18 protein-coding genes are annotated in these 22449 nt (G+C 32.7%); 14 read left to right on the top strand and 4 right to left on the bottom strand.

Annotated features, from left to right (window positions below; genetic code table 11):
- The first annotated feature begins 67 nt into the window (after positions 1 to 67).
- Positions 68 to 1054: a choloylglycine hydrolase family protein gene (locus AC1DMU_RS00305; RefSeq protein ID WP_088064271.1), complete on the top strand. Its 987-nt coding sequence runs from the start codon at positions 68 to 70 to the stop codon at positions 1052 to 1054.
- A gap of 453 nt (positions 1055 to 1507) precedes the next feature.
- On the opposite strand, the gene AC1DMU_RS00300 is transcribed toward AC1DMU_RS00305, so the two are convergent.
- The gene (locus tag AC1DMU_RS00300) at positions 1508 to 1693 is read right to left on the bottom strand and encodes a hypothetical protein (RefSeq protein WP_000461129.1); all 186 of its coding nucleotides are present in this window, start codon (positions 1691 to 1693) and stop codon (positions 1508 to 1510) included.
- Positions 1694 to 2176: 483 nt separating this feature from the next.
- Between AC1DMU_RS00300 and AC1DMU_RS00295 the strand changes: the two genes are divergently transcribed.
- Positions 2177 to 4960 carry a dynamin family protein gene (locus AC1DMU_RS00295; protein ID WP_088064270.1) on the top strand — a complete coding sequence of 928 codons (2784 nt, stop codon included), beginning with the start codon at positions 2177 to 2179 and terminating at the stop codon, positions 4958 to 4960.
- A gap of 97 nt (positions 4961 to 5057) precedes the next feature.
- Here AC1DMU_RS00295 and AC1DMU_RS00290 read toward each other — a convergent pair whose 3' ends face one another.
- The 3 genes from AC1DMU_RS00290 to AC1DMU_RS00280 all read right to left on the bottom strand — a co-directional run bounded on the left by AC1DMU_RS00290 (position 5058) and on the right by AC1DMU_RS00280 (position 9849).
- Positions 5058 to 6977 (bottom strand): LTA synthase family protein, encoded by a 1920-nt coding sequence (locus tag AC1DMU_RS00290; protein WP_088064269.1) that lies wholly within the window; start codon positions 6975 to 6977, stop codon positions 5058 to 5060.
- 465 nt (positions 6978 to 7442) lie between these two features.
- Entirely contained in the window at positions 7443 to 8780 is a 1338-nt protein-coding gene (locus AC1DMU_RS00285; RefSeq protein WP_088064267.1) for an NAD(P)/FAD-dependent oxidoreductase, read from the bottom strand.
- 265 nt (positions 8781 to 9045) lie between these two features.
- Positions 9046 to 9849 carry a cell wall hydrolase gene (locus AC1DMU_RS00280; protein WP_088064266.1) on the bottom strand — a complete coding sequence of 268 codons (804 nt, stop codon included), beginning with the start codon at positions 9847 to 9849 and terminating at the stop codon, positions 9046 to 9048.
- Between the two features lie 290 nt (positions 9850 to 10139).
- Here AC1DMU_RS00280 and AC1DMU_RS00275 point away from each other — a divergent pair, with 290 nt between their 5' ends.
- The 12 genes from AC1DMU_RS00275 (at position 10140) to AC1DMU_RS00220 (ending at position 22436) form a co-directional block, all read left to right on the top strand.
- A complete protein-coding gene (locus tag AC1DMU_RS00275) occupies positions 10140 to 11981 on the top strand; it encodes a S8 family peptidase (RefSeq protein WP_215558948.1) in 1842 nt (613 codons plus the stop codon).
- 177 nt (positions 11982 to 12158) lie between these two features.
- The gene (locus AC1DMU_RS00270; protein WP_088064265.1) at positions 12159 to 13139 is read left to right on the top strand and encodes a phosphatidylinositol-specific phospholipase C; all 981 of its coding nucleotides are present in this window, start codon (positions 12159 to 12161) and stop codon (positions 13137 to 13139) included.
- A 231-nt stretch (positions 13140 to 13370) separates the two neighbouring features.
- On the top strand, positions 13371 to 15086 hold the full coding sequence (locus tag AC1DMU_RS00265; RefSeq protein ID WP_088064264.1) for a methyl-accepting chemotaxis protein: 1716 nt from the start codon (positions 13371 to 13373) through the stop codon (positions 15084 to 15086).
- Between the two features lie 231 nt (positions 15087 to 15317).
- Positions 15318 to 16727, top strand: coding sequence for a GH1 family beta-glucosidase (locus AC1DMU_RS00260; protein ID WP_088064263.1), 1410 nt, complete (start codon positions 15318 to 15320; stop codon positions 16725 to 16727).
- A gap of 30 nt (positions 16728 to 16757) precedes the next feature.
- On the top strand, positions 16758 to 17465 hold the full coding sequence (locus AC1DMU_RS00255; RefSeq protein WP_088064262.1) for a GntR family transcriptional regulator: 708 nt from the start codon (positions 16758 to 16760) through the stop codon (positions 17463 to 17465).
- A 215-nt stretch (positions 17466 to 17680) separates the two neighbouring features.
- On the top strand, positions 17681 to 17872 hold the full coding sequence (locus AC1DMU_RS00250) for a hypothetical protein (protein ID WP_000575326.1): 192 nt from the start codon (positions 17681 to 17683) through the stop codon (positions 17870 to 17872).
- Positions 17873 to 17925: 53 nt separating this feature from the next.
- The gene (gene bshB2 / locus AC1DMU_RS00245; RefSeq protein ID WP_088064495.1) at positions 17926 to 18606 is read left to right on the top strand and encodes a bacillithiol biosynthesis deacetylase BshB2; all 681 of its coding nucleotides are present in this window, start codon (positions 17926 to 17928) and stop codon (positions 18604 to 18606) included.
- A gap of 23 nt (positions 18607 to 18629) precedes the next feature.
- Positions 18630 to 19403, top strand: a complete 774-nt coding sequence (locus tag AC1DMU_RS00240) for an alpha/beta fold hydrolase (RefSeq protein ID WP_476941450.1) — start codon at positions 18630 to 18632, stop codon at positions 19401 to 19403.
- 68 nt (positions 19404 to 19471) lie between these two features.
- Positions 19472 to 20905 carry a MocR-like pyridoxine biosynthesis transcription factor PdxR gene (pdxR, locus tag AC1DMU_RS00235; protein WP_048545917.1) on the top strand — a complete coding sequence of 478 codons (1434 nt, stop codon included), beginning with the start codon at positions 19472 to 19474 and terminating at the stop codon, positions 20903 to 20905.
- A gap of 33 nt (positions 20906 to 20938) precedes the next feature.
- Complete coding sequence (locus tag AC1DMU_RS00230) at positions 20939 to 21295, top strand: CidA/LrgA family holin-like protein (protein WP_060487518.1); 357 nt, start codon at positions 20939 to 20941, stop codon at positions 21293 to 21295.
- A gap of 23 nt (positions 21296 to 21318) precedes the next feature.
- Positions 21319 to 21990, top strand: a complete 672-nt coding sequence (locus tag AC1DMU_RS00225) for an LrgB family protein (RefSeq protein ID WP_060487517.1) — start codon at positions 21319 to 21321, stop codon at positions 21988 to 21990.
- A 20-nt stretch (positions 21991 to 22010) separates the two neighbouring features.
- Entirely contained in the window at positions 22011 to 22436 is a 426-nt protein-coding gene (locus AC1DMU_RS00220) for a YfmQ family protein (RefSeq protein ID WP_088064260.1), read from the top strand.
- Positions 22437 to 22449 lie beyond the last annotated feature (13 nt).

Raw genomic sequence — 22449 nt, 5'->3', positions numbered from 1 at the left:
CTTTTAATTTACAGATTTATCAGAATTATGTAGAGTGTAGATAAAACTATAAAATGGGGTGTTCTTTATGTGTACGAGTTTGACATTACAGACAAAAAACGGTCAGCATCTTTTTGCAAGAACGATGGACTTCACATTAGATTTGAATCAAGAAGTAATAATCATTCCTCGACATTATCAGTGGAATAATATAACTGGTGAAATCATTAATACGAAACATGCTACGGTCGGAATGGGAATTAATCATCAAGGAAGGATCATTATGGCGGACGGAGTAAATGAAGCAGGTATGACATGTGCAACACTATATTTTCCAGGATTCGCTACTTATAGTCAAAGCATAGATGACAACAAGACGAATCTGGCTCCATTTGATTTTGTGACTTGGAGTCTGACACAATTCAATTCTGTCAAAGAGTTAAAGAAATCTGTGGATAGCCTTACCTTTTTGGATATACCATTACCGGATTTAGGACTTACGCCACCACTACATTGGATTTTAGCGGATAAATGGGGAGATTGCATTGTACTGGAGCCGACAAATGAAGGATTAAAAATGTATGATAACCCACTAGGAGTGATGACGAATAGTCCGGAGTTTAATTGGCATTTGCAAAATTTAAGACAATATATTGGCCTTAAATCGCAGCCATTCGCGCCAACTGAGTGGAGTAACTTACCATTAAGTGCTTTTGGTCAGGGCTCAGGTTCAATGGGACTTCCAGGGGATTTCACCCCGCCATCAAGGTTTGTGCGAGCAGCATATGGCAAACAAAACATTCAAGGTATAGATAGTGAAGAAGAGGGAGTATCGGCCCTATTTCATATTTTATCAAATTGCGAGGTTCCTAAAGGCGGAGTAATAACAGAAGAAGGCGCGTTAGATAATACCATATATACAAGCGTAATGTGTATGGAGTCCGGAACATATTATTATCATACCTACGATTGTAGACAAATTATAGCCATTCATTTATTTCATGAAAATTTAGATACAGATGAGATTAAAGCTTATCCGTTCCAACGGAAACAAAAAATATTTTATGAAAACTAAGTAGCTTTGAAACAACTTTTAGTAAATTTTTAAATATATAATAGAGCAATAATGGCCAATATAATTGTTGGGTGCTTCTTTAACTTTGTGATTTATCATAAATTTACTCCTTTCTTCAATTACGCCAACGAGTAGATTTATGCTGGTAGGAGCATTGGCTAAGAAATTTATTTTTAATTAAACTAGTTTTTATTTTTTCTAGAGGGGCCATTAAAGTGCTACTAGGTAAAATAAATATGGGCGTACTTTATTTATAAATAGTAAAGAACAAAAAGGGTATGGAAACTATCCATACCTTTTTTGTTCTTCTATTATCTATGTATAAAAAAGCGCTGTATATCAGCACTTTTTAAAAGTACATGAGTTGTATAAGAAAAATTTATTTATTACCTATAACTATGCAAGGTCTAATATAGATTCTTATTCGATTAATTGTTATAAGGGCCTATAAGGTTATTTGTTTTTATTATTATTAATTTTTTCCGTATATAACACCTGTTCTTTATAGTGTTTTTTAATTGGGAAAGTATGTGTACCAGAGCCATTTTTGAAAGTTTTATTGATGGGGTTTTTTAGCGGGATTGTTGTAGTTTCAGTAAATTCATATGGGTAGTTTATTTTAGATTTATCTTCAAACATGAAAATGCCTCCTTTTAGGATTTCCTGAATTCTTTACTATAACATGATATGCATATAGATTTTTTTTGGACTAGTTATTTATAGAGGTTAATGGAATTAAATTACGTAACTACTGAAATATTTCAAAGGAAAACAATGTGAGAAATATATGATAATGCTTCTTTTATTTATTAGGGAAGGGAATAATGCATATATATTCGTTATAAATTGTTTTTATAATATGGGTTTATATAGACTTTTCCTGATAATATAATGCAGGAGATTATAGTGTTATTAGGTTATTAGGAACATTTAATGCTGTTTCATAACTGAAAGGAAATTGAAAAAAAACTGAAACTTTTCTCATAAAAATTCAATCTAACTTGAAAAATGAAAGGAAAATGAAATTTTCCAAAAGATATTCTTTGTTAAGATAAAAAGCATACATACAAAAAGTATTGACATATCTTAAAAATGTATTTTCAAGATATAGTGGGGGAAAAGATGAGAGTAGAAAAACAATTAATAAAAAAGATGTATTATGAAACATTCCTAATGGAGAATGAAACAAAACCACCTATTGATGTACTTGGAGAAGCTTATGTAAACGAAGAAAGAAATGAGATTTCTGATGGATCTTACATTCGTTTTGCACAAGGTGAATTTTATTATCGCCATCAAGATTTTGAAGCAGCTATTTTTAAATGGGAAAAAGTTAATAATGAATTAGCACCATGGGCACAAAAAAATATTGCCGATGCTTATTTCGAGCTTAATCAATTACCAGTTGCTGAAAATGTTTATACGTCCATTACTACTGATAATATAATATTGATGACGGAGATTAGATTACAATTACTTTCTCTTTACATAGAGCAAAATAATTTTGACTCTGCTTTCGCTGTTATTAAAGAAGCAGTTTCTTTAAATCCGGATTATCCAAATGTCACAAAAATTGCCCGTTCCTTTTATGAGGAGCAGCAAGATTTTGATAGTGCAGTAGAGCTTGCTGTGAATGAGTTAATTCGAACAGAATCTTATCCGTGGTTTGAGGTTTTAAAAGGATATATCGATAAAAGATTTACTAAACATATTTCACCAGATTATTTTTATGAAGTATTAGTTACGTTAAATAATGTAGATCAAGTACAATTTACGCAAATGGTTTCATCACTTTGGAATAGTTATAAAAACGAACAAAATTACTTATCATGGCTTAACACAATAAATGAATTTTTCTTACATATTGAAATACATTCGTCCGATATATGGGACAAAATTTCTTCTCTTTACGAAGGAACGTACTTTGAATTAATTCAAGGTCAATATATGCTTAAACAATTGCACGATATCATTCCAAACTTGTTAACAAATTGGTTAAAGGTTGTCAATCCATCTTATGCTGTATTTCCATCTGCAGCTGTATTGGCATGGGATGAGATTTTCCCTTCCGAAATAGATTCAGCAAATATAAAACATGCTGAAAACCTGTTGTTATATTCTATTAATCATGTGGATGGCTTAGAGTATAGTTTGCATCTTTTTGAATCTATTACAGAGTGGGCACAAAAACATAATATAGAAATGGGTCACCGATTTAGATGGTTAGTTGGCGAGCTCGCAGATTTAAGCACAAATCGCATTTTAGTAACGGGAACTTCAGGAAACGGAAAAACTACATTTATTAACTCTATAATAGGAGAAAATATATTAGAAAAATCAATTTCAAATGTAGTAGTTTTAAAAAATGATGCGCATACAGAAATTAACGCCATAACAGACTCAGCAATTACAACAACGGAAGATGTCTCTGATTACCATAATATGATGTCTCAGCACCATCAAACATATAGAGATAGAGCATGTGTTGAATTTAAATTACCATGCAGATTTTTAAGTGAAAATAAACTTACATTTGTAGTTACACCTGGATTTAATAGGAATAACGATACTAGAGATGAGGTATTCGAATATTTAAATTCTGTAGACGAATTACTATTCGTATTGAATGCGGATTCACCTTTTACTGACAAAGAACGTGATATTCTATTAAGCATTCAAGAACATACACCAAATTTACAAATTCATTTCTTATTAAATAAAATCGATAACATTTACAGTGATGCAGAAGTGAAAAGAGTATTACATGATACGCAAGCGAGAATAAACACATATTTCCCGCATGCGAGAATTTTCCCTTACTCTTCGTTATATACAAGTAGTCAACAATTAAATGATTTAACTGAGTTTATTCATTTTAACTTTAATCATAAAAATGTCGATGCAGAACGTACGGAAAAGCTATTGTTTTTCATTCGAAAAACAATTACATATCTATTGGATAAACGCGTTGAGAAAGAAAACAATTTAGTGGATTCTATTCATTGGAATGAAGATATGCTAGTGAAACTAAATGGTAGCAGTAATAATCTTACTACTTTTGAGAAGGAAAAAATTCATTTCATTACACAGTCATATCGTACAATGAAAACGGAAATTACGAATGAACTTACTGAAAATATTCCGAAGATATTACAGAGTTGTTCAGATTTAATTAGTGAAGAAAGCGATTTCGGGCACATTGATACGGAACTAAATAAAGCGATGAATGAAAGAGTACATAAATATTTAGAACAAACTGTATTACCTAATTTTGCTCTTTCTATGAAAAATTGGATTGCGATTTCTAATAATGAGCTCCTTCAAAGTCAATCGTACTTAGAAGAACTTAGTGAAGGACTTAATTCTTTATTTGGAGAAAATCGAATACAGTTAGAATGTGATTTTAAAGTGCTTGATGACTGGCGCAGAGATACTGACAGAATGACGACTAGAATACAAATGGATGAAGTAAATATTTTACGTCGCTTTACGCCAGCACAATTTTTACTGAAAAGTGCCGGTAAATTATTTGGAGTTCTTCCTAAAAACAAAGGTATGCTATATAACAAATACAAACAGTATGTAGAAAATGAAGATTATACCGAGGTAACGGCTTCTATTATGAAGAAATTTTTCTTGCAATTTGAGCTATTTGAAAACACGCAAGAGCGGGATATTAACATATTCTTTAGGAATCCATTTAACTCCTTGAAACAAGCTGTAGAAAACACTCATTTAGAAATACAAGAAAAACAAGAGATGTTACATAAGATGAAATCACAACCTGAAGTTTATCATGATTCTATCATGCTCTTTGAATTGAGATTACGTCAATGTGAAGTAATTTTAAATATAGGTGATGATCATACCTATACAGATGTAACTTTAGAAACAAGCGTAGAATAAAAGTAAAATATACGAGGTTTTTATATGACATTGCATCATATGTTATACGATAGTAAAAGGGAGCAACTTATTACAGTTGCTCCCTTTCATATTTAGATTATTTTTCAGTCTCTTTAATTTTAGTTTGTACTTCGCCAGTTTTAATTTTATTACTTTCTGAGAAACGTAATAAATCGCCTTCAATAATTTTGTCAGACATTCGTAATTCATTTTGTGCACGGTTAATGAGTGCTCGTGCTTCTTTTTTTGGTAAATCTACAATTTCACCTGTTATGCGGTCATAGAAAGTGTTGTTTGTGTATGCATACTTGTTTGTAATAAAGCTACCATCACGTAAAACAACAAAACCGGTATATTCATCTGAAAACATATCATGACCAAAACGAATATCGTTCGTAGTATCAATCCCAAGTAAGTTTAGAATAGTAGGTTTTATATCGATTTGTCCCGTAGGTTTTGAAATCGTTTGACCTTCTGTTTGGCCAGGCATATGAATATATAAAGGTGTGCGTTGTAAATTTAAAGTATCAAATTCTGTTATTTGATCTTTTTCTAAAAACTGTGCCATTGCACGATTGTGTTTTTCAGAAATACCATAATGATCACCATACAACACAATAATAGAATCATCATACATTCCCTCGGCTTTTAAACGCTCAATAAATTTTTTAATTGATTCGTCTAAGTAACGTGCTGTTACGATATAACGATCAAATACGCCATTACCAGAGTTGTATGGTTCAATGAATTTTGTATCTTCATCATAAGTAAATGGATAATGGTTCGTTAAAGTAAGGAAACGAGCGTAAAATGGTTGGTCAACAGTTTTTAATATATCTACTGATTGATCAAAGTATTCGATATCTTTTAATCCCCAATTTAAATTTGTTTCGGGCGTAATTTTGTAATCAAGTTCATTATAGTAACGATCATAACCGAGAGCAGAGTACATAATGTTACGATTCCAAAATGTTGCGTTATTCGCATGGAATACAGAAGTGAAATAACCTTGCTGACGTAAAATCTCTGGAGTCGCAGTATAATCATTGTTACCGTGCGTGAAAAATACAGATCCTCGATTTAATGGATACAGCGACGTATCGATTAGAAATTCAGAATCGGACGTTTTTCCTTGCCCAGTTTGGTGGAAAAAGTTATCGAAGTAATAGCTTTCATTGATGAATTCATTCAAGAATGGTGTAACTTCTTGACCGTTAACTGATGCGCCTATTAAAAAGGTTTGCAGAGATTCAAGAGTGACAACAATTACGTTTTTTCCTTTCGCTGCACCAAACATGTTAGGGTTTGGCTCACTTTGGTTTGCCTTTACGTAGTTTTCAGTTTCTTGTAATTTACTACTATCAGCAAGTGCTTTTTGTGATCCTGCTTTTACTTGCAGTGTTAAATCATATATTTGATGAGTGTATAGTCCTAAATTTTTAACAAGCATGACTCGGTCGAATGATCTCGTTAATAGTTCAGGGCGCTCTTTTTCTGCAAGGTGTAGATTCGCAAAAAATACACCAATCGTTAAGAGAAAATATACGAAGCGTGCCGGATGAGTTACACGTCCGGTTTGGAAGACTAGTGCCTTCTTCTTTAACAAAATAAAGAAGAAAATAATGTCTACGAATGCGAGAATAATTTTGTAGTTCAATATTTCTATAATACTGCCGCCTAATTGGCCAAAGTTTGATGTTTGTCCAAGTACTGGTAACGTAACGAAATCACTATAAAAATCATAGAACATTACATTCCCAACAAGTACGATTGTTAATAAGAGATTAATACATAGCGCTATATAATTTCGCTTTTCACCGGTTGCAAATAATGCTAATCCGACAAAAGCTAATGATGCAGCGAGAGGGCTAATAAACAAAATAAGCTCTTGTGTAGAAGACTCAATTTTTAAATCAAAACTGAATCTTGTAATAAGATATGTTTTTAACCATACTGTTAACGCAATTATTAAAACAAAGCTTATATTTTGCATTTGTAAATTAATTTTATTTTTCATTTTTACACCTTCTTTATACGATTTATTTAACTTGTGTTATATATTATATTTTCATAACTATTAGAGTGTAATGAACCATTTAATGGTTTCTAAAGGTAACAATATGAAGTATTCATATACGTACAATAGGGAATTTTAAAGCGCAAATCTATTTTTGGAAATAGAACAGAAAAAGTCATAGTTGTAGTAAAAAATACTTATAGACATCCTAACATATTAAACACTATAGTGATGTTACAAAATATCGAACAAATGAAAGTGGAAATGAATAGAGGCTTTTAAAACTGTTGACATTCAATTTGTTAGAATTGAATGTCGATAGTTTTACCATACATAGTTATGTTAAATATGTATCTCGTAAAATCCCGATTTTTGGTGGGATAATCATTAGCGGGGGAAGGACAAGGTACATAAATAAAGCGTTATGGAAGTTAAAATATTTGATTGCTATCTTAATGAAAGAAATTAAATATGAGATAAATATTTTCCAACATATAACCCACTTGCAGCAGCTTGAGATAATGAATGAGTGACGCCTGAACAATCTCCAACTAAAAATAGTCCATGCACACTTGTTTCAAAATGGTTATTTATTTTTATCGTAGGAGCATAGAATTTTCCGTCAATTCCATATAATAAAGTATCTTTATCGATCGGTTCTTGGATGAATTGTTCTAAACGTAATAAAAATTCTTTAAGCCCTTCAATATATAATGGAGGAATTTCTGTATGCAAATCGCCATAATCTCCTTGTAGTGTAGGCTGTATACGGTTATGTTTCATGCCTTTCTCTGTTGTAGGTTGTTTATTTAGTAAGTCCTCTAAGCGCTGTATAACAATTCGATCTCGTCCTTGGTTAATGCTTTTAATAATTGAACTTGCGTATACATTTGCTTCTTTGAGAGTTGAAAAATAGCGCGGGATAAATAAAGTGAAATTTAAGTTAGGTGTGCCAGTTCCTTCCTCTCGAAAATTTTGACCGTCAGGCATAACTAAACCTTCTTCGTACTTTCTAATGATGCGTCCTTTCGGATTCATACAGTACGTAGTTGCTGTGAATTGTTCATGCTCATAAGAAAGTTTTGTCTCAAATGTATCTTTTAATATAGAACGTAATTGGTGTTCTTTCATCTCTACTCTAATACCTAAATCTACACGAGTTTGTTCCTGAGAAATATTTAGAGAAGTGCACATTTCTTTTAACCAATCCGCTCCGGAACGCCCAGTTGCAAACACTAGTTGCTTAGATTGAACTATTCCTTCATTTGTCTCTATTGTAAAATGATCTTTCTGTTTCATAATATGTTGTACATCTATATGAAATTGAATATTTATTTTCGTAAGTAAAAATTCATAGAGCTGCTGAAAAATGTCACTTGAAAGGGTAGTACCAAGATGTCTTACTTCTGTTGTTAGCATTTGTAAACCACACGTTTCAGCTCTCTTATTGAGATTTGGATTTTCTGTAGAGTATTTTGAAACAGAACTTCCTCCGAACTGACATAGAATTTCATCTACTTCAGCCATGAGTTGAATAAAGCTTTCTTTACCGACTTTTTGCTCAAGTTCTCCGCCAAATCCGTTTGTATAATTAAATTTCCCTTCAGATTTTCCTAAACCGCCAAACCCAAAATATTTATCACATGTAGTACAAGTACACACTTTTCCTTCGTCTAAAGGACAATGGCGATCTTCTAGCGCTTTACCTTTATCAAGAATTAAAACCTTTTTGTTACTTTTAGCCAGTGAATAAGCCATAAAAATGCTACTTACTCCAGCACCGATAATTGTAACGTCATACATATTTTTCCACCTGCTAACGAATAGTTTGTTTTTATTTTTCTAGTGTATAACAATTTTATGAAGTTAAGAAATAGCTTTTATTAATAAAGAGGGAGTTTTTGAACTTGATGCTTTTTTAATTTCTCGGAGTGGTGGGATAAATACAAATGTTTTTATTTGAAAGAAGAAATAGTTTTAAATAATCACTATGTCATATGATTAATAAAATCTAACATATAAAGAAACAGACCTTTCAAGTGAAGAGGTCTGTTAATGATTTCAAATGTTATTTAGCAAACAGATGGTTACCAATTACTGCTACTGTTTGACGTGTCGTAATCCATTTGTCTGTTGATGTTTTTGGATTATAGAAATAAAGCCAATCAGAATGTATGCCATTTGTGGAGATAGCTTCTTCTACTGCCATTTTTGCTTCTGGGCTTGCAGGCTGATTAATTCTTCCATCTGTAACAGGAGTAAAGGCATATCCGTATTTAATAGGTTCATAAATAACGCCTGTTATTGTATTTGGAAAACCTTTTGTGTTTACACGATTTAGTATAACTTTTGCTACAGCTACTTTACCTTTATAGGATTCGCCACCTGCTTCAGCGGTAACTAAGCGTGCCATTAAGTCTTTTTCTTTTTCTGAAATGCTTGAGTTAATTTTTAAATGTTGTCCTGTATAAAGCTTGTTTCCGGCTGTATTGTTAATTTGTTTTATAGATTGAACGGTAACATTGTAACGCTTTGCTATCGTTTCTAATGAATCTCCCTGTTGTACTTGATAAATAATTTGTCTAGAAATGTTCGCAGGTTTGGGTTTGGCATTTTGACGACCGGTGATTTCATTTGAGTTCGTGGCCCCTGGAATATTTAACTGTTCACCAATAAAGGTTTGATCGTTTCCTTTATTATTAGCCTGTTTAATGGATTGTATTGAAACCCCGTATTGTTTACTAATGCCCCAAAGTGTATCATTCTTTTTTACTGTATGAATGGTAGATGCTTCAGCTGTACTTTGATGACATACGAATGTAATTGCAGCTGCAGATATAGGGATTATATGTTTTATTTTTAATAATTTCATTGTAAATCCTCCTAGCAAAAATAAGGTGAAATTGTTAAGTAATATAGTTCAGAATGTCTATACATAATATTTTAATATAAGTATATTAGCACGTATAAAATAAATAATCATCATAAGTTTCTTATTTATGTAGTGTAGAGTCCGAATATGAAATATTGCATATGAAAATACATTGAAGTTCATATTGCTGATTACTATAATCTATTTAGTAGAAAGGGAATATGTTATATAAATAAAATCATTATAGATTAATATAATGATTACATATTATTAATAGGAGGAGTGATGTAATGAATATATTTAAAAGAATATCTGTTTCAGCTGTAATTATTTCAATATTTTTAGGAATAGGGGACACGGTCAATAGTGTAAAGGCTGATTCTATAGAACAGCAGAGTAAATTAGGGATAGAACAAGAAACAGATAAGCAAATCATTGTAAAATTCAATGCGGATTTGAAATTACCATATGAAGATGGTATTGAAAAACAGATACAAGCTCAAGCAAGTGATAAAGCACTAGAAGATCTTTTGGTAGAATATCCAGATGTAACATTCACTCGTTTATTCACATCTGTAAGTCCAGAAGAAATACAAGACCTTGAAGTGAAAGCACCCAATAATGTATCTACAAGTTTATTAAACTACTATATTCTTCAAACTCAAAATGGTGAGCAGAAAGAGGAACTAGTAGATAAGTTAAAGACATCTTCTTTAATAGAAGATGTGTATATGCAGAAGCAAGAAAAAATAACGCCACCGGAAGTGCAAATATCAAGTGTAGCTCTTAGTCCTAATAACAATCCTAGATTTAAACAACAAGGTTATCTTGAAGCAGCACCATACGGTATTAATGCGCCTTTCGCCTGGGGAGTTCAAGGCGGTAATGGAAATGGTATAACTTTTGTTGATATGGAATATGGATGGCTATTAAATCATGAGGATTTAGTACATCAAAATATTGAATTAATGTCTGGAAGAAATATAGATCAGCATGTTGGACATGGGACCTCTGTACTAGGAATTGTATCCTCCGAAGATAATGAAGTGGGGAATATTGGGATTGCGCCAAAAGCGAAAGCGAAAGTGATTTCTCAAATAAGAGATAACGGACAATATAATACAGCTGATGCGATATTAAGTGCTGTAAATCATTTAGAAGCTGGGGATGTTTTATTATTAGAGGCACAAGCTTCCTTTGATGGATATGGTGATAAATATTTACCTGTTGAAGTACAACCAGATATCTTTGATGCAATTCGTGCTGGTACAGATAAAGGTGTTGTAATTATAGAGGCTGGAGCAAATGGGTGGAATGATTTAGATCAATTTAAAGATAGAAATGGCAAACAAGTCTTAAATCGTAATAGTAAAGAATTTAAAGATTCAGGTGCAATTATGGTAGGAGCGGGCTCTTCATCTTTCCCTCATGAGCGTATGTGGTTTTCAAATTATGGAAGTCGGATTGATGTGTACGGGTGGGGAGAAAATGTAGATACAACTACAGCCGAGCAAAGTAGAAGTGCTGTAAATCTTTATACTACAAGCTTTAGTGGAACATCTAGTGCGTCGCCAATTATTGCTGGGGCAGCGACTTTAGTACAAAGCATTGCTAAAAAAAATTTAGGACAACCGTATAGACCAAGTGAATTAAGAACGATATTAAGTAACCATAACACTGGAACGAAATCTAAAAATCCATATGCAGATAAAATTGGTGTTTTACCAGATTTGAAGTCTATACTAGTAAACTTAGGGTATGAACAAAGAGAACTGAACGGTGGGAATGAGTTACAAGTAACAGAAAATGAACCAAATAATGAACCTAGACAGGCAAATAAAGTTAACTTTCATACACCAATGAAAGGAACACTACATAATCGTGATAAGGTAGATGTATTTACTTTCCAAATTGACTCACCAGAAAATATTAATATTTCTCTACTAAATGAACAAAACATTGGAATGACATGGGTACTTCATCATGAATCAGATTTAAACAACTATGTAGCATATGGTGAAAATGAAGGGAATGTAGTTAAAGAAACTTATAATGCAAAGCCAGGTAAATATTATTTATATGTTTATAAGTATGAGAATAAAGATGGTTCATATATATTGAATATAAAATAAACGAAAGGAACTTCAGATGAAGTTCCTTTAAATTTTTCTAATTCAGTATATGTGAATGATTTTTTAACTTTACTTCTATGCAATATTTCATATTGATGAAATGTTATTTATTTTTTACTCACCAGATTATATTATATTCAATAAGTTTGATATAAAACAGAAAAAGGAGGAATAATAATGAGCAATAAGAAGTTTATTTTGAAATTATTCATATGTAGTATGATATTTATCACATCTGTATTTGCTTTACACGATAAGCAAGTCGTTGCAGCTAGCTCTGTTATTGAACTTGAAAATTGGTCAAAATGGATGCAACCTATACCTGATAACATCCCGTTAGCACGAATTTCAATTCCAGGAACACATGATAGTGGTACGTTTAAATTACAAAATCCAATAAAGCAAGTATGGGGAATGACGCAAGAGTATGATTTTCGTTATCAAATGGATCATGGAGCTCGCATTTTTGATATAAGAGGCCGTTTAACAGATGATAATACGATAGTTCTTCATCATGGGCCATTATATCTTTATGTAACACTGCATGAATTCATAAACGAAGCGAAACAATTTTTAAAAGATAACCCAAGTGAAACAATTATTATGTCTTTAAAAAAAGAGTATGAGGATATGAAAGGGGCAGAAGGTTCATTTAGTAATACGTTTGAAAAAAATTATTTTGTTGATCCTATCTTTTTAAAAACAGAAGGAAATATAAAACTTGGAGATGCTCGAGGGAAAATTGTACTACTAAAAAGATATAGTGGTAGTAATGAATCTGGAGGATATAATAATTTTTATTGGCCAGATAATGAGACGTTTACGACAACTGTAAATCAAAATGTAAATGTAACAGTACAAGATAAATATAAAGTGAGTTATGATGTGAAAGTAAAATCTATTAAAGATACGATCAAGGAAACGATGAACAATAGTGAGGATTTAAATCATCTATATGTTAATTTTACAAGCTTGTCTTCTGGTGGTACAGCATGGAATAGCCCATATTATTATGCCTCTTATATAAATCCCGAAATTGCGGCATATATTAAACAAGAGAATCCAAAAAGAGTTGGTTGGGTGATCCAAGATTATGTTAGTGATAAGTGGTCACCGATTCTCTATCAAGAAGTTATAAGAACTAATAAGTCACTTTAATTTTCACCATAATTTCATAGAAACAATGTAACGCTATTAAAAGTCTTGTGGAATTCCCATAAGACTTTTTAGTATTGGATATTATGAGAATCAAAGTTCTTTGAATAGGTTTATATAGTTAATATAATAATTTAATGCAGTTATAAAATCGACACAAAAAAATGTCGATAAATGTCGAATGTTATTGTAATATAAAACATATAAGTATAATATACAGATGAGGTGGAATTGTTGTCTTTTATTAAAAATAGTAAAATTGGAACGAAATTAAATGTGTTAGTCATTATATCGAGTTTGGCTTGTATCATGTTATCTTCTCTAGGGTTTTTAGGGCTTCAAAAAGGTGAAAATACATCTTCTAGTATGTATGACGAAAGGCTATTACCAATTGAATGGATAGGAACTGTAGAATCAAATTTTTACCATGTTAATATGAATTTTATGGAGATTATGATATCGAAAGATGAAAAAAGAATGAAAGAACTAATAACAGAAATGGATAAGACTAGGAAAGAAAATGATGAGTTATTAAAACAATTTGAAACTAGAATTAGTTCTCATAAAGAAAAGGGCTTGTATAATGCATTTCAAAGTCAATTCAAAGATTTAAGAATACAAATGAAGAAAGCACAGGATTTGGGACTGACTAATAATGAAGAAGCTTATAGCTATTATTTAAAAGAAATTGAGCCTAATATGGGAAAAACAATTCAGTCTATCCGTGAACTTATTTTATATAATAATACCGCGGCTGAACAACTACAAAAAGAGAATATCAATAGTGTGAAAAATACAATAATAACATTTGTAATTATTTCATGTGTTGGAATCATAATAATTATTTTTATTGGTTTTATAATAAAAAATACTATAAAAAAACCAATTGTATTATTACAAAAAGATATGGAACGAGTATCTGCTGGAGATTTAACAATTCGAACTTCTTATAAATCCGAGAACGAATTAGGCCATATTGTACAATCCTTTAATAGTATGTTAGATAACTTGCAACAATTAGTCGGTCAGGTGAAGGTTACAGCAAAAGAAGTGATTATTTCAACTGAAAATATGTTACAAGAGACAAAAACGGCAGCACATATATCAAACGAGGTTGTTCGAACTACTTCTGAAATAAATAAAGAAATAGAGGGACAGGTGACTAGTATTCAAGAAAGTTCAACTGCGATGGAAGAAATTGCAACTGGAGTTCAAACAGTAGCTGAATCTTCAGCGATGGTTGCTGAAGTTGCTGTTGCAACAATAGACCAAGCAAATTCTGGTAGTGAAGTTATAAAACAATCTATTCGTCAAATGAATAGTGTGAATGAAGTTGTCGAAGAAACTTCTAAGGTCATTGATAGACTTGTTACACGTACACAACAAATTGAAGAAGCGCTAGATATTATTACTAATATTGCAGAACAAACGAATTTACTGGCCTTAAATGCTGCAATTGAGGCGGCACGCGCCGGAGAAAATGGAAAAGGATTTGCAGTAGTTGCAGCTGAAGTAAGAGGTCTGGCTGAGAAATCTAAAACGTCTGTAAATGATATAAATAATTTATTACATTTTATACATCAAGATACACAGGATACAGTTCATGTAATGAAAAAAGGTCAACAACAGGCTAGTGGTGGTAAAGAAGCAGCATATAAGGCAGAACTCGCATTTTCATCTATTATGCAAGATATTAATAGAATAACGTCCCAAATTCAAGAAGTGTCTGCTGCCACAGAAGAAATGTCTGCTGGGACAGAAGAAGTGAATGCCTCTTTATCAATAGTCTCTGAAACTGCAACACAAGTCTCGCAAGAAACGAATCGAACGGTACAATCAATTCAAGCACAAGCCACATTGATTCAAGAAATAACGACGAAATCTAATGAAATGAAAAAGAAAGTCGAAAATTTAGAAATGCTAATTTCACAATTCATTATTGAAGAATAAGTTTGTTAACATTTATCAGTAGTATAAACTTTAAGATACTCAATATAGTGCTGCGTTGCACAATTTGAAAAAGGACCTTTATAGGTTCTTTTTTTGTAAATGGTGTGAATGCTATGTTTAATTATAGTGAAAAACAGAAATTTATTATATAATAATCATTTAAATTTGTACCTATAAATTTTATATGTAATAATGAATTTGATTTATTCTAATGAAATGGAGATATATACTATGAAGTTTCCACATGATTTTTTATTCGGAGCTGCTTCAGCTTCTTATCAAGTAGAAGGTGCATGGAATGAGGATGGAAAAGGTGTTACGAATTGGGATGAGTTTTCAAAAATTCCTGGCAAAACATACAATGGAACAAATGGTGATGTAGCGGTTGATCATTATCATCGATATAAGGAAGATGTTCGTTTAATGGCTGAGATGGGATTGGAATCGTATCGTTTTTCGATTTCTTGGGCGAGAATATTGCCGAATGGAGATGGAGAGGTAAATGAAAAAGGCATTAAATTTTATAACAATTTAATTGATGAATGTTTAAAGTACGGGATTGTACCGTTTGTCACTTTATATCATTGGGATCTACCATTACCGTTAGAAAAGGATGGTGGGTGGACGAATAAACGAACAGCAGATGCTTTTGTAAAGTATGCCGAAATTTGCTTTAAAGCATTTGGTGATAGAGTGAAACATTGGATTACTTTTAATGAAACAGTAATGTTTTGTGGATTAGGCTATTTAAAAGGTGCACATCCACCAGGGATAAAAAATGATGTTCCAAAGTATTTTCAAGCGACTCATTATGTATTTTATGCACATGCGAAAACAGTTGCGGTGTACAAGCAGCTGAAACAATATGGGGAGATTGGGATTACACATGTTTTCTTACCTGCTTATAGTGTGGATGATGAAAAAGAAAATATACTAGCAGCAAATCATGCGAATGAATATGAAACGTATTGGTATTATGATCCAGTTTTAAAAGGTGAGTATCCACCTTATGTTGTTCAACAATTAAAGGAAAAAGGGTGGACTCCTAATTGGACGGTTGAAGAATTAGAAATCATTAAACAAAATGCCGAAAAGAATGATTTTATTGGCTTGAATTATTATCAACCAATACGAGTAGAAAGATACGATATGGATATAAAGAGCGATGAGCATTCTCGAGAAAACTCAACACTTGCTCCAGGTAATCCTTCTTTTGATGGTTTTTATCGCACAGTAAAAATGGATGATAAAACATATACAAAATGGGGATGGGAAATATCTCCCGAAGGTTTCTTAGATGGATTGCATATGTTGAAAGAGCGTTACGGTGACATAAAGATGTATGTAACGGAAAATGGACTTGGTGATGAAGATCCAATCATTGAAGGAGAAGTTGTAGATGTTCCGAGAATTAAATTTATTGAAGAGCATTTAAAAGTAATAAAGCGTGCAATTGAAGAGGGAATCAATTTAAAAGGTTATTATGCATGGTCAGTGATTGATTTATTAAGTTGGTTAAATGGGTATAAAAAGCAATATGGCTTTATTTTTGTCGATCATAATGATAACTTAAAACGTAAGAAAAAACTTTCGTTTCATTGGTATAAACATGTGATCGAAACGAGAGGAGAAGAGTTATAACAGATAAAAGAGTATTTTAGGAGAAAGTGTATGAGTGCAAAGTATAAACAAATTGCAGATGTGTTAGAGCAAAACATTAGAGATGGGCTTTTTAATGAAACGAAAAAACTACCTACAGAAGAAGCTTTGATGAATCGGTTTGAAGTAAGCCGTAATACGATACGTAAAGTAATTAGTCAGCTTGTAAATAGAGGTTATATTTTTCAAGTGCAAGGTAGTGGTATGTTTTTACGTGAAACTTCTGTAACAGATTACATTAATTTAGGAAGTTTACGTGGATTAACGAAAAATCTCGTTTCGCAAAATATTGAAACGAAAGTGTTAGAGCTTGAAGTAATAGATGCGGACGAAGATATAGCAAAGCGGATGCAATGCGAAGCTGGAATTAGGATATATTTTTTGAAGCGTTTAAGAATTGTAGATGGTAAACCATTCTCTATTGAAGTAAGTTATTTCAAAAAGGATATTATTCCATATTTGAATAAAGAAATAGCATTAAGCTCTGTATACAGTTATTTCATTGAAGATTTACAATTAAATATTGGCTTTGCCGATAAATTTATTAGTTGTGAAAAAGTAAATAAAGAAAACGCGCAACTGTTAGAATTAAATGAAGGTGATCCGGCGCTTCTTATTGAAAATACAGTATGTCTTGTAAACGGGACAATTTTCGAGTTATCTCAATCGATGTTTCATTATGAAAAGACTAAACTTTTAAATCGAATTAATTTCAAATAAAAATAGAAAATAATTTATCGTGTGAAAAGCAACTGAGTCCAAAGTGATCAGTTGCTTTTTATTTTTTAAAGTGGATGAGCAAAAAAACACAAAAGTGGTTGGTCCGTTTTTTGTAAACATCTATTATGATAAGAGAAGAAAGGTAGTATGTTATTAAAGTTTTAAAGAGGAAGTTCTTTATTAAAATAGATTGTCTTTAGAGAGGTGAAAATACAATGATTTTTGCAATTTCACTAGTGGTTATTATTGTAATTGGATCCCTGTTTGGGACCGTGTTAGTTGCACGAAATGTGGAGGAGAATTACGGCAAGTCTACAAAGAGAAATGTGAAAAACTTATCAACTATTTATATTCTTCTTCTTTTCGTACTACTTGTTGGGGTAACGTGGTATGCGGTAGTGATTTAATAGTTTTGAAAGAAAAAAGTTAATATTGTATATGATGGAGGAGTATGATTTTGATAAAAAATGAACGCCACGTTTTAATTGTTTTTCCGCATCCAGATGATGAGTCATATTGCGTGGCAGGTACAATTTTAGCTTATGCGCAGCGAAATGTTCCTCTTACTTATGTTTGCTTAACGTTAGGTGAAATGGGGAGAACGATGGGGAATCCTCCTTTTGCAACACGTGAATCATTAAATGTTATAAGAGAGACGGAACTAAAGAGGGCTACAAATATTTTAGGGATTAAAGATTTACGTATGATGGGATATCGTGATAAAACTCTTGAATTTGAAACTCCCGGAGAGTTAAGACGTGTATTACAAAAATGTGTAGAAGAAGTGAATCCTTCGTTAGTTATTTCTTTTTATCCGGGATATGCGGTTCATCCAGATCATGATGCAACAGGAGAAGCGGTAGCAGAGGCGTTAGCTAATATTCCGGAATATAAAAGGCCAACATTTTATGCGGTAGCTTTTTCGAAGAATCATGAAGCGGAAATAGGTCCTCCGCATTTTAAAAACGAAGTGAAAGAATATGTTCCCAAAAAATTAGAGGTATTGCAAGCACATGCATCACAATTTGCGACGAAAGTAACGGAACTAAAAAGAGAGTATGAAGAAGGTGTACCGGAAACAGTAGAGTGGTTAGAAAAGGAACCATTTTGGATATATTCATTCAAAGATAAGAGTAAGTGACGTTATAGCTGAAGGTGATGAATATGTATTTTGAATATAAGAATCGGAAAATTTCTTACAATATAGAAGGATCGGGCCCTGTTATATTGTTATTACACGGTCTTGGTGGGAACGCAAAAAATTGGCTATATCAAAGGCAATATTTCAAAGAGAATTGGACGGTGATTTCTCTTGATTTACCGGGGCATGGGAAATCGGAAGGGCTGGAAATTCTTTTTAAAGAATATGCAAATGTATTGTATGAGTTATGCAGTTATTTAAAGCTACAAAAAGTAGTTATGTGTGGTCTTTCAAAAGGAGCTAGAGTCGGTATCGATTTTGCTATTCAATATCCAGGCTTTGTTTCTAGTTTAATTGTTGTAAATGCATTTCCCTATTTGGAGCCTGAAGATCGAAAAGAACGAATTGAAGTATATGATTTACTTAGCTTACACGATAATGGAAAAACATGGGCGGATACATTATTGAATGCGATGGGAGTAGCAGATAATGAAGTAATTGTTAGGGGATTTTATCAATCTTTACAGTCTATTAATTCGGTGCATATTCAAAGATTATTTGCTGAATTAGTAGATTATGATCAAAGACCGTTTCTTTCAAATATTTCATGTCCTACTTTAATTATAAGAGGGGAAAATGATGATTTCGTTCCCGAGAAATATGTAAGAGAGTTTGAAAGACGTTTGAAAAATACAACTTTTATTGAGTTTAAAAATAGTGGACACTTACCTTATTTAGAACAGCCGACTAGCTTTAATATGACGGTAGAAAGATTTTTAAATCATGTAATTAATTAATACTATTATTAAAGTTAATACTGTTATTAGGGAATCAAGGATAGTTCGTTTTGAGAGGGGGCAACAAGGTGGAATGGAAACCAAATCGTGCAGATAAGACGCCTGTATATAAACAAATAGCGGATTATATGGAAAGGGGTATTTCTTCAGGTGAGTTTCCTTCTGACAGCAAGTTACCTTCTGAGCGTACGTTAGCGAAAGAATTACAGGTGAACCGGAGTACAATAGTAGCTGCGTATGAAGAATTAAAATCACTTGGAGTAGTAGAACGGCAAAAGGGAAGCGGAACAAGGGTCAATACAGATATATGGGGTGTCTCACATAAACGAATACCGAACTGGGGTAGGTACGTGGAGGATGGATCGTTCTTACCTAACGTACCACTCGTTCAACAAATTAGAACGGAAACACAAAAAGACGACTTAATTAATTTAGCGAGTGGTGAATTGTCACCAGAATTGATTCCGAGCGATAGATTCCGAACGATTTTGTCGGAGAAAACATTTATGGAAAACCTCGGTTATGACCATCCGCTTGGAAATGAAATGTTGAGAAAAACAATTGCAGCACATGTTCAGCAATATAAACAAATTGAAGCAGATTCGAATTCTATCCTTATTACATCTGGCGCACAACAGGCACTTAACCTTATCGTGCAATGCTTATTAAAACCAGGAGACGCGATTGCAATTGAAGATCCGTCGTATTGTTTTTCATTGCCGATGTTTAAATCTGCTGGCTTAAAAATATTCCATCTACCTGTTGATCAGCATGGAATGAATCCAGATGACTTAATTGATTTGCATAAAAAGCATCGTATTCGCATGGTATTTTTGAATCCAGATTATCAAAATCCAACGGGAACTGTGTTGTCATTAGCAAGGCGTAAAAAGGTTTTAGAGCTGTCTTCTGAATTTGGTATACCGATTGTAGAAGATGATCCGTATAGTTTAACTTCATTTAATGGAGAAGTGAATCCTACATTAAAGTCAATGGATCAAAACGGGAATGTTCTTTATATAAGTTCATTATCAAAAATTGTTGCATCAGGATTACGTATTGGCTGGGTAATTGGCCCTACGCGTGTAATAGAACGTTTAGCGGATGCAAAACAGCAAGTTGATTTTGGCCATAGTGTATTTACACAGTGGGTGGCAAATCAATTTTTAGAATCAGAAGATTTTCATGCACATATTACAATGCTTCGTGAGCAATTGAAAGACAGAAGAGATGTGTTAATTAGAAAGCTTGAAGAAATATTAGGGGACCAGGTTGAATTTTTTGTTCCAGAGGGTGGAATACATTTATGGTGCAAAGTGCAAGGAACATTTGATGAATATCATTTATTAGGCGAATCTATACGAAATGGTGTAGCGTTTGTCCCGGGAAGTGTTTTAGGTACTAAAAATGAATATATTCGTTTTACTTTTGGGAGAGTAGATGTCGAACAAATTCAACTGGGAATTACGAGGTTTGCGGAAACGTTAAATGAGATCTCATAATAGTGATGCGTAATATTGAAATGAGGGAAAGAAATGAAGTACGTGGCGCTTTTACTGCAAGTAGGCGTGCTATATGTATTTAGCTTAGTTGGTACGTGGATTCAGGAAGTATTCCATTTATCAATGCCAGGAAGTTTAATTGGGATGTTAATGCTGTTTCTGCTCCTTTCTACTCGTATTTTACCATTAAAGTGGTTTGAGGAAGGTGCGGAAAAGTTACTCGTATTTTTACCGTTATTTCTAATTCCTTCGACAACAGGGCTGATGGAATTCGGGTCTTTTCTTTTCGGTAAGGGGAGTATTATATTCCTGTTAGTAGTTGCAAGTACGGTAGTAACTTTAATTGTTTCAGGATATATAAGTCAATTATTAGTAACATCAAAAAAATAAAATCGACAAGGTGCACGATGCAAATGGTCTTAATTATTATTACTGTAGTAATGTATGTATTGGCGACAAAGTTATATAAAAAAATTCCGTTTCCATTTACGTTACCGGTGTTAACAGTTACAGCGAGTATGATTTGCTTATTTTTAATTTTTGATATTTCTCATCATGAATATAGGGAAAATGGGGGAGATATTCTTTCCGGCTTATTAAGTCCTGCAATTGTAGCGTTAGCGATACCTTTATTTAAAGAGCGAAACATACTGATGAAAAACTTTTTGTCGATACTTATCGGTGTAGCGGTAGGTATAGTGGTTTTAACGAGTATGAATGTAGTGATTGGCGGGATGTTAAATATAGATAAGGAACTCATATTAACAACACTGCCGCAATTAGCGACGATGCCTATTGCTATTTCATTAGCGGATCAAATTGGCGGTATTCCATCTATGACTTCTAGTTTTGTAGTTGTTGCAGGGATAACAGGTGCTATTATCGGACCAACAGTACTTAAGTTTTTCCGAATAACAAGTACGATTGGAAAAGGAGTGGGGATGGGCTGCGCATCACATATTATCGGTGTGAGCCGTCTCGTGAAGGAAGGCGAAAAAGAAGCGACAATCGGTTCGGTAACGATGATTGTAACGGGAATACTCATTAGTATATTCATACCGTATGGAACGAAATTTATATTTTAAAATGTAATGGAGATGAGAAAATGACAACATGGTTTATAGTTACTTTATTTATTTTTGGCGCTGTTAAAGTGCTAGTTTCTAGTATGCCAACTTCTGTTGTAGAATCAATTATTAGTAGATTTGAATTGCATCAAAAACTTGAGGAAGAGAATACCTCTATATCGATAGATGGAAAGAATATAGAGGGAGAAATGAAACGACAAGTTATTCATGAATTTAATGAAGCTTTATTTTTAGATAAACATTATTTCCCGCCACATGGAGAAGGAACACCACTTGTTATTGATACGAAGAAAGGGAATAAAGAGATTAGATTTTCTCTATATAGCCATGAGGAACATGTTGATGTAATCAAGCAATATAAGAAGAAAATCGTTGCTTATCGTTTACGTTCAAAAAGTCTTCAAACTCTTGCACCATTAGCAATAACCGAAGATTATGCTTAAGAAGAGATCGATT

The sequence above is a fragment of the Bacillus sp. 01N45 genome (assembly GCF_056399205.1).
The sequence above is the reverse complement of the archived record's forward strand: the minus strand, read 5'-3'. Positions and strand labels throughout refer to the sequence as shown.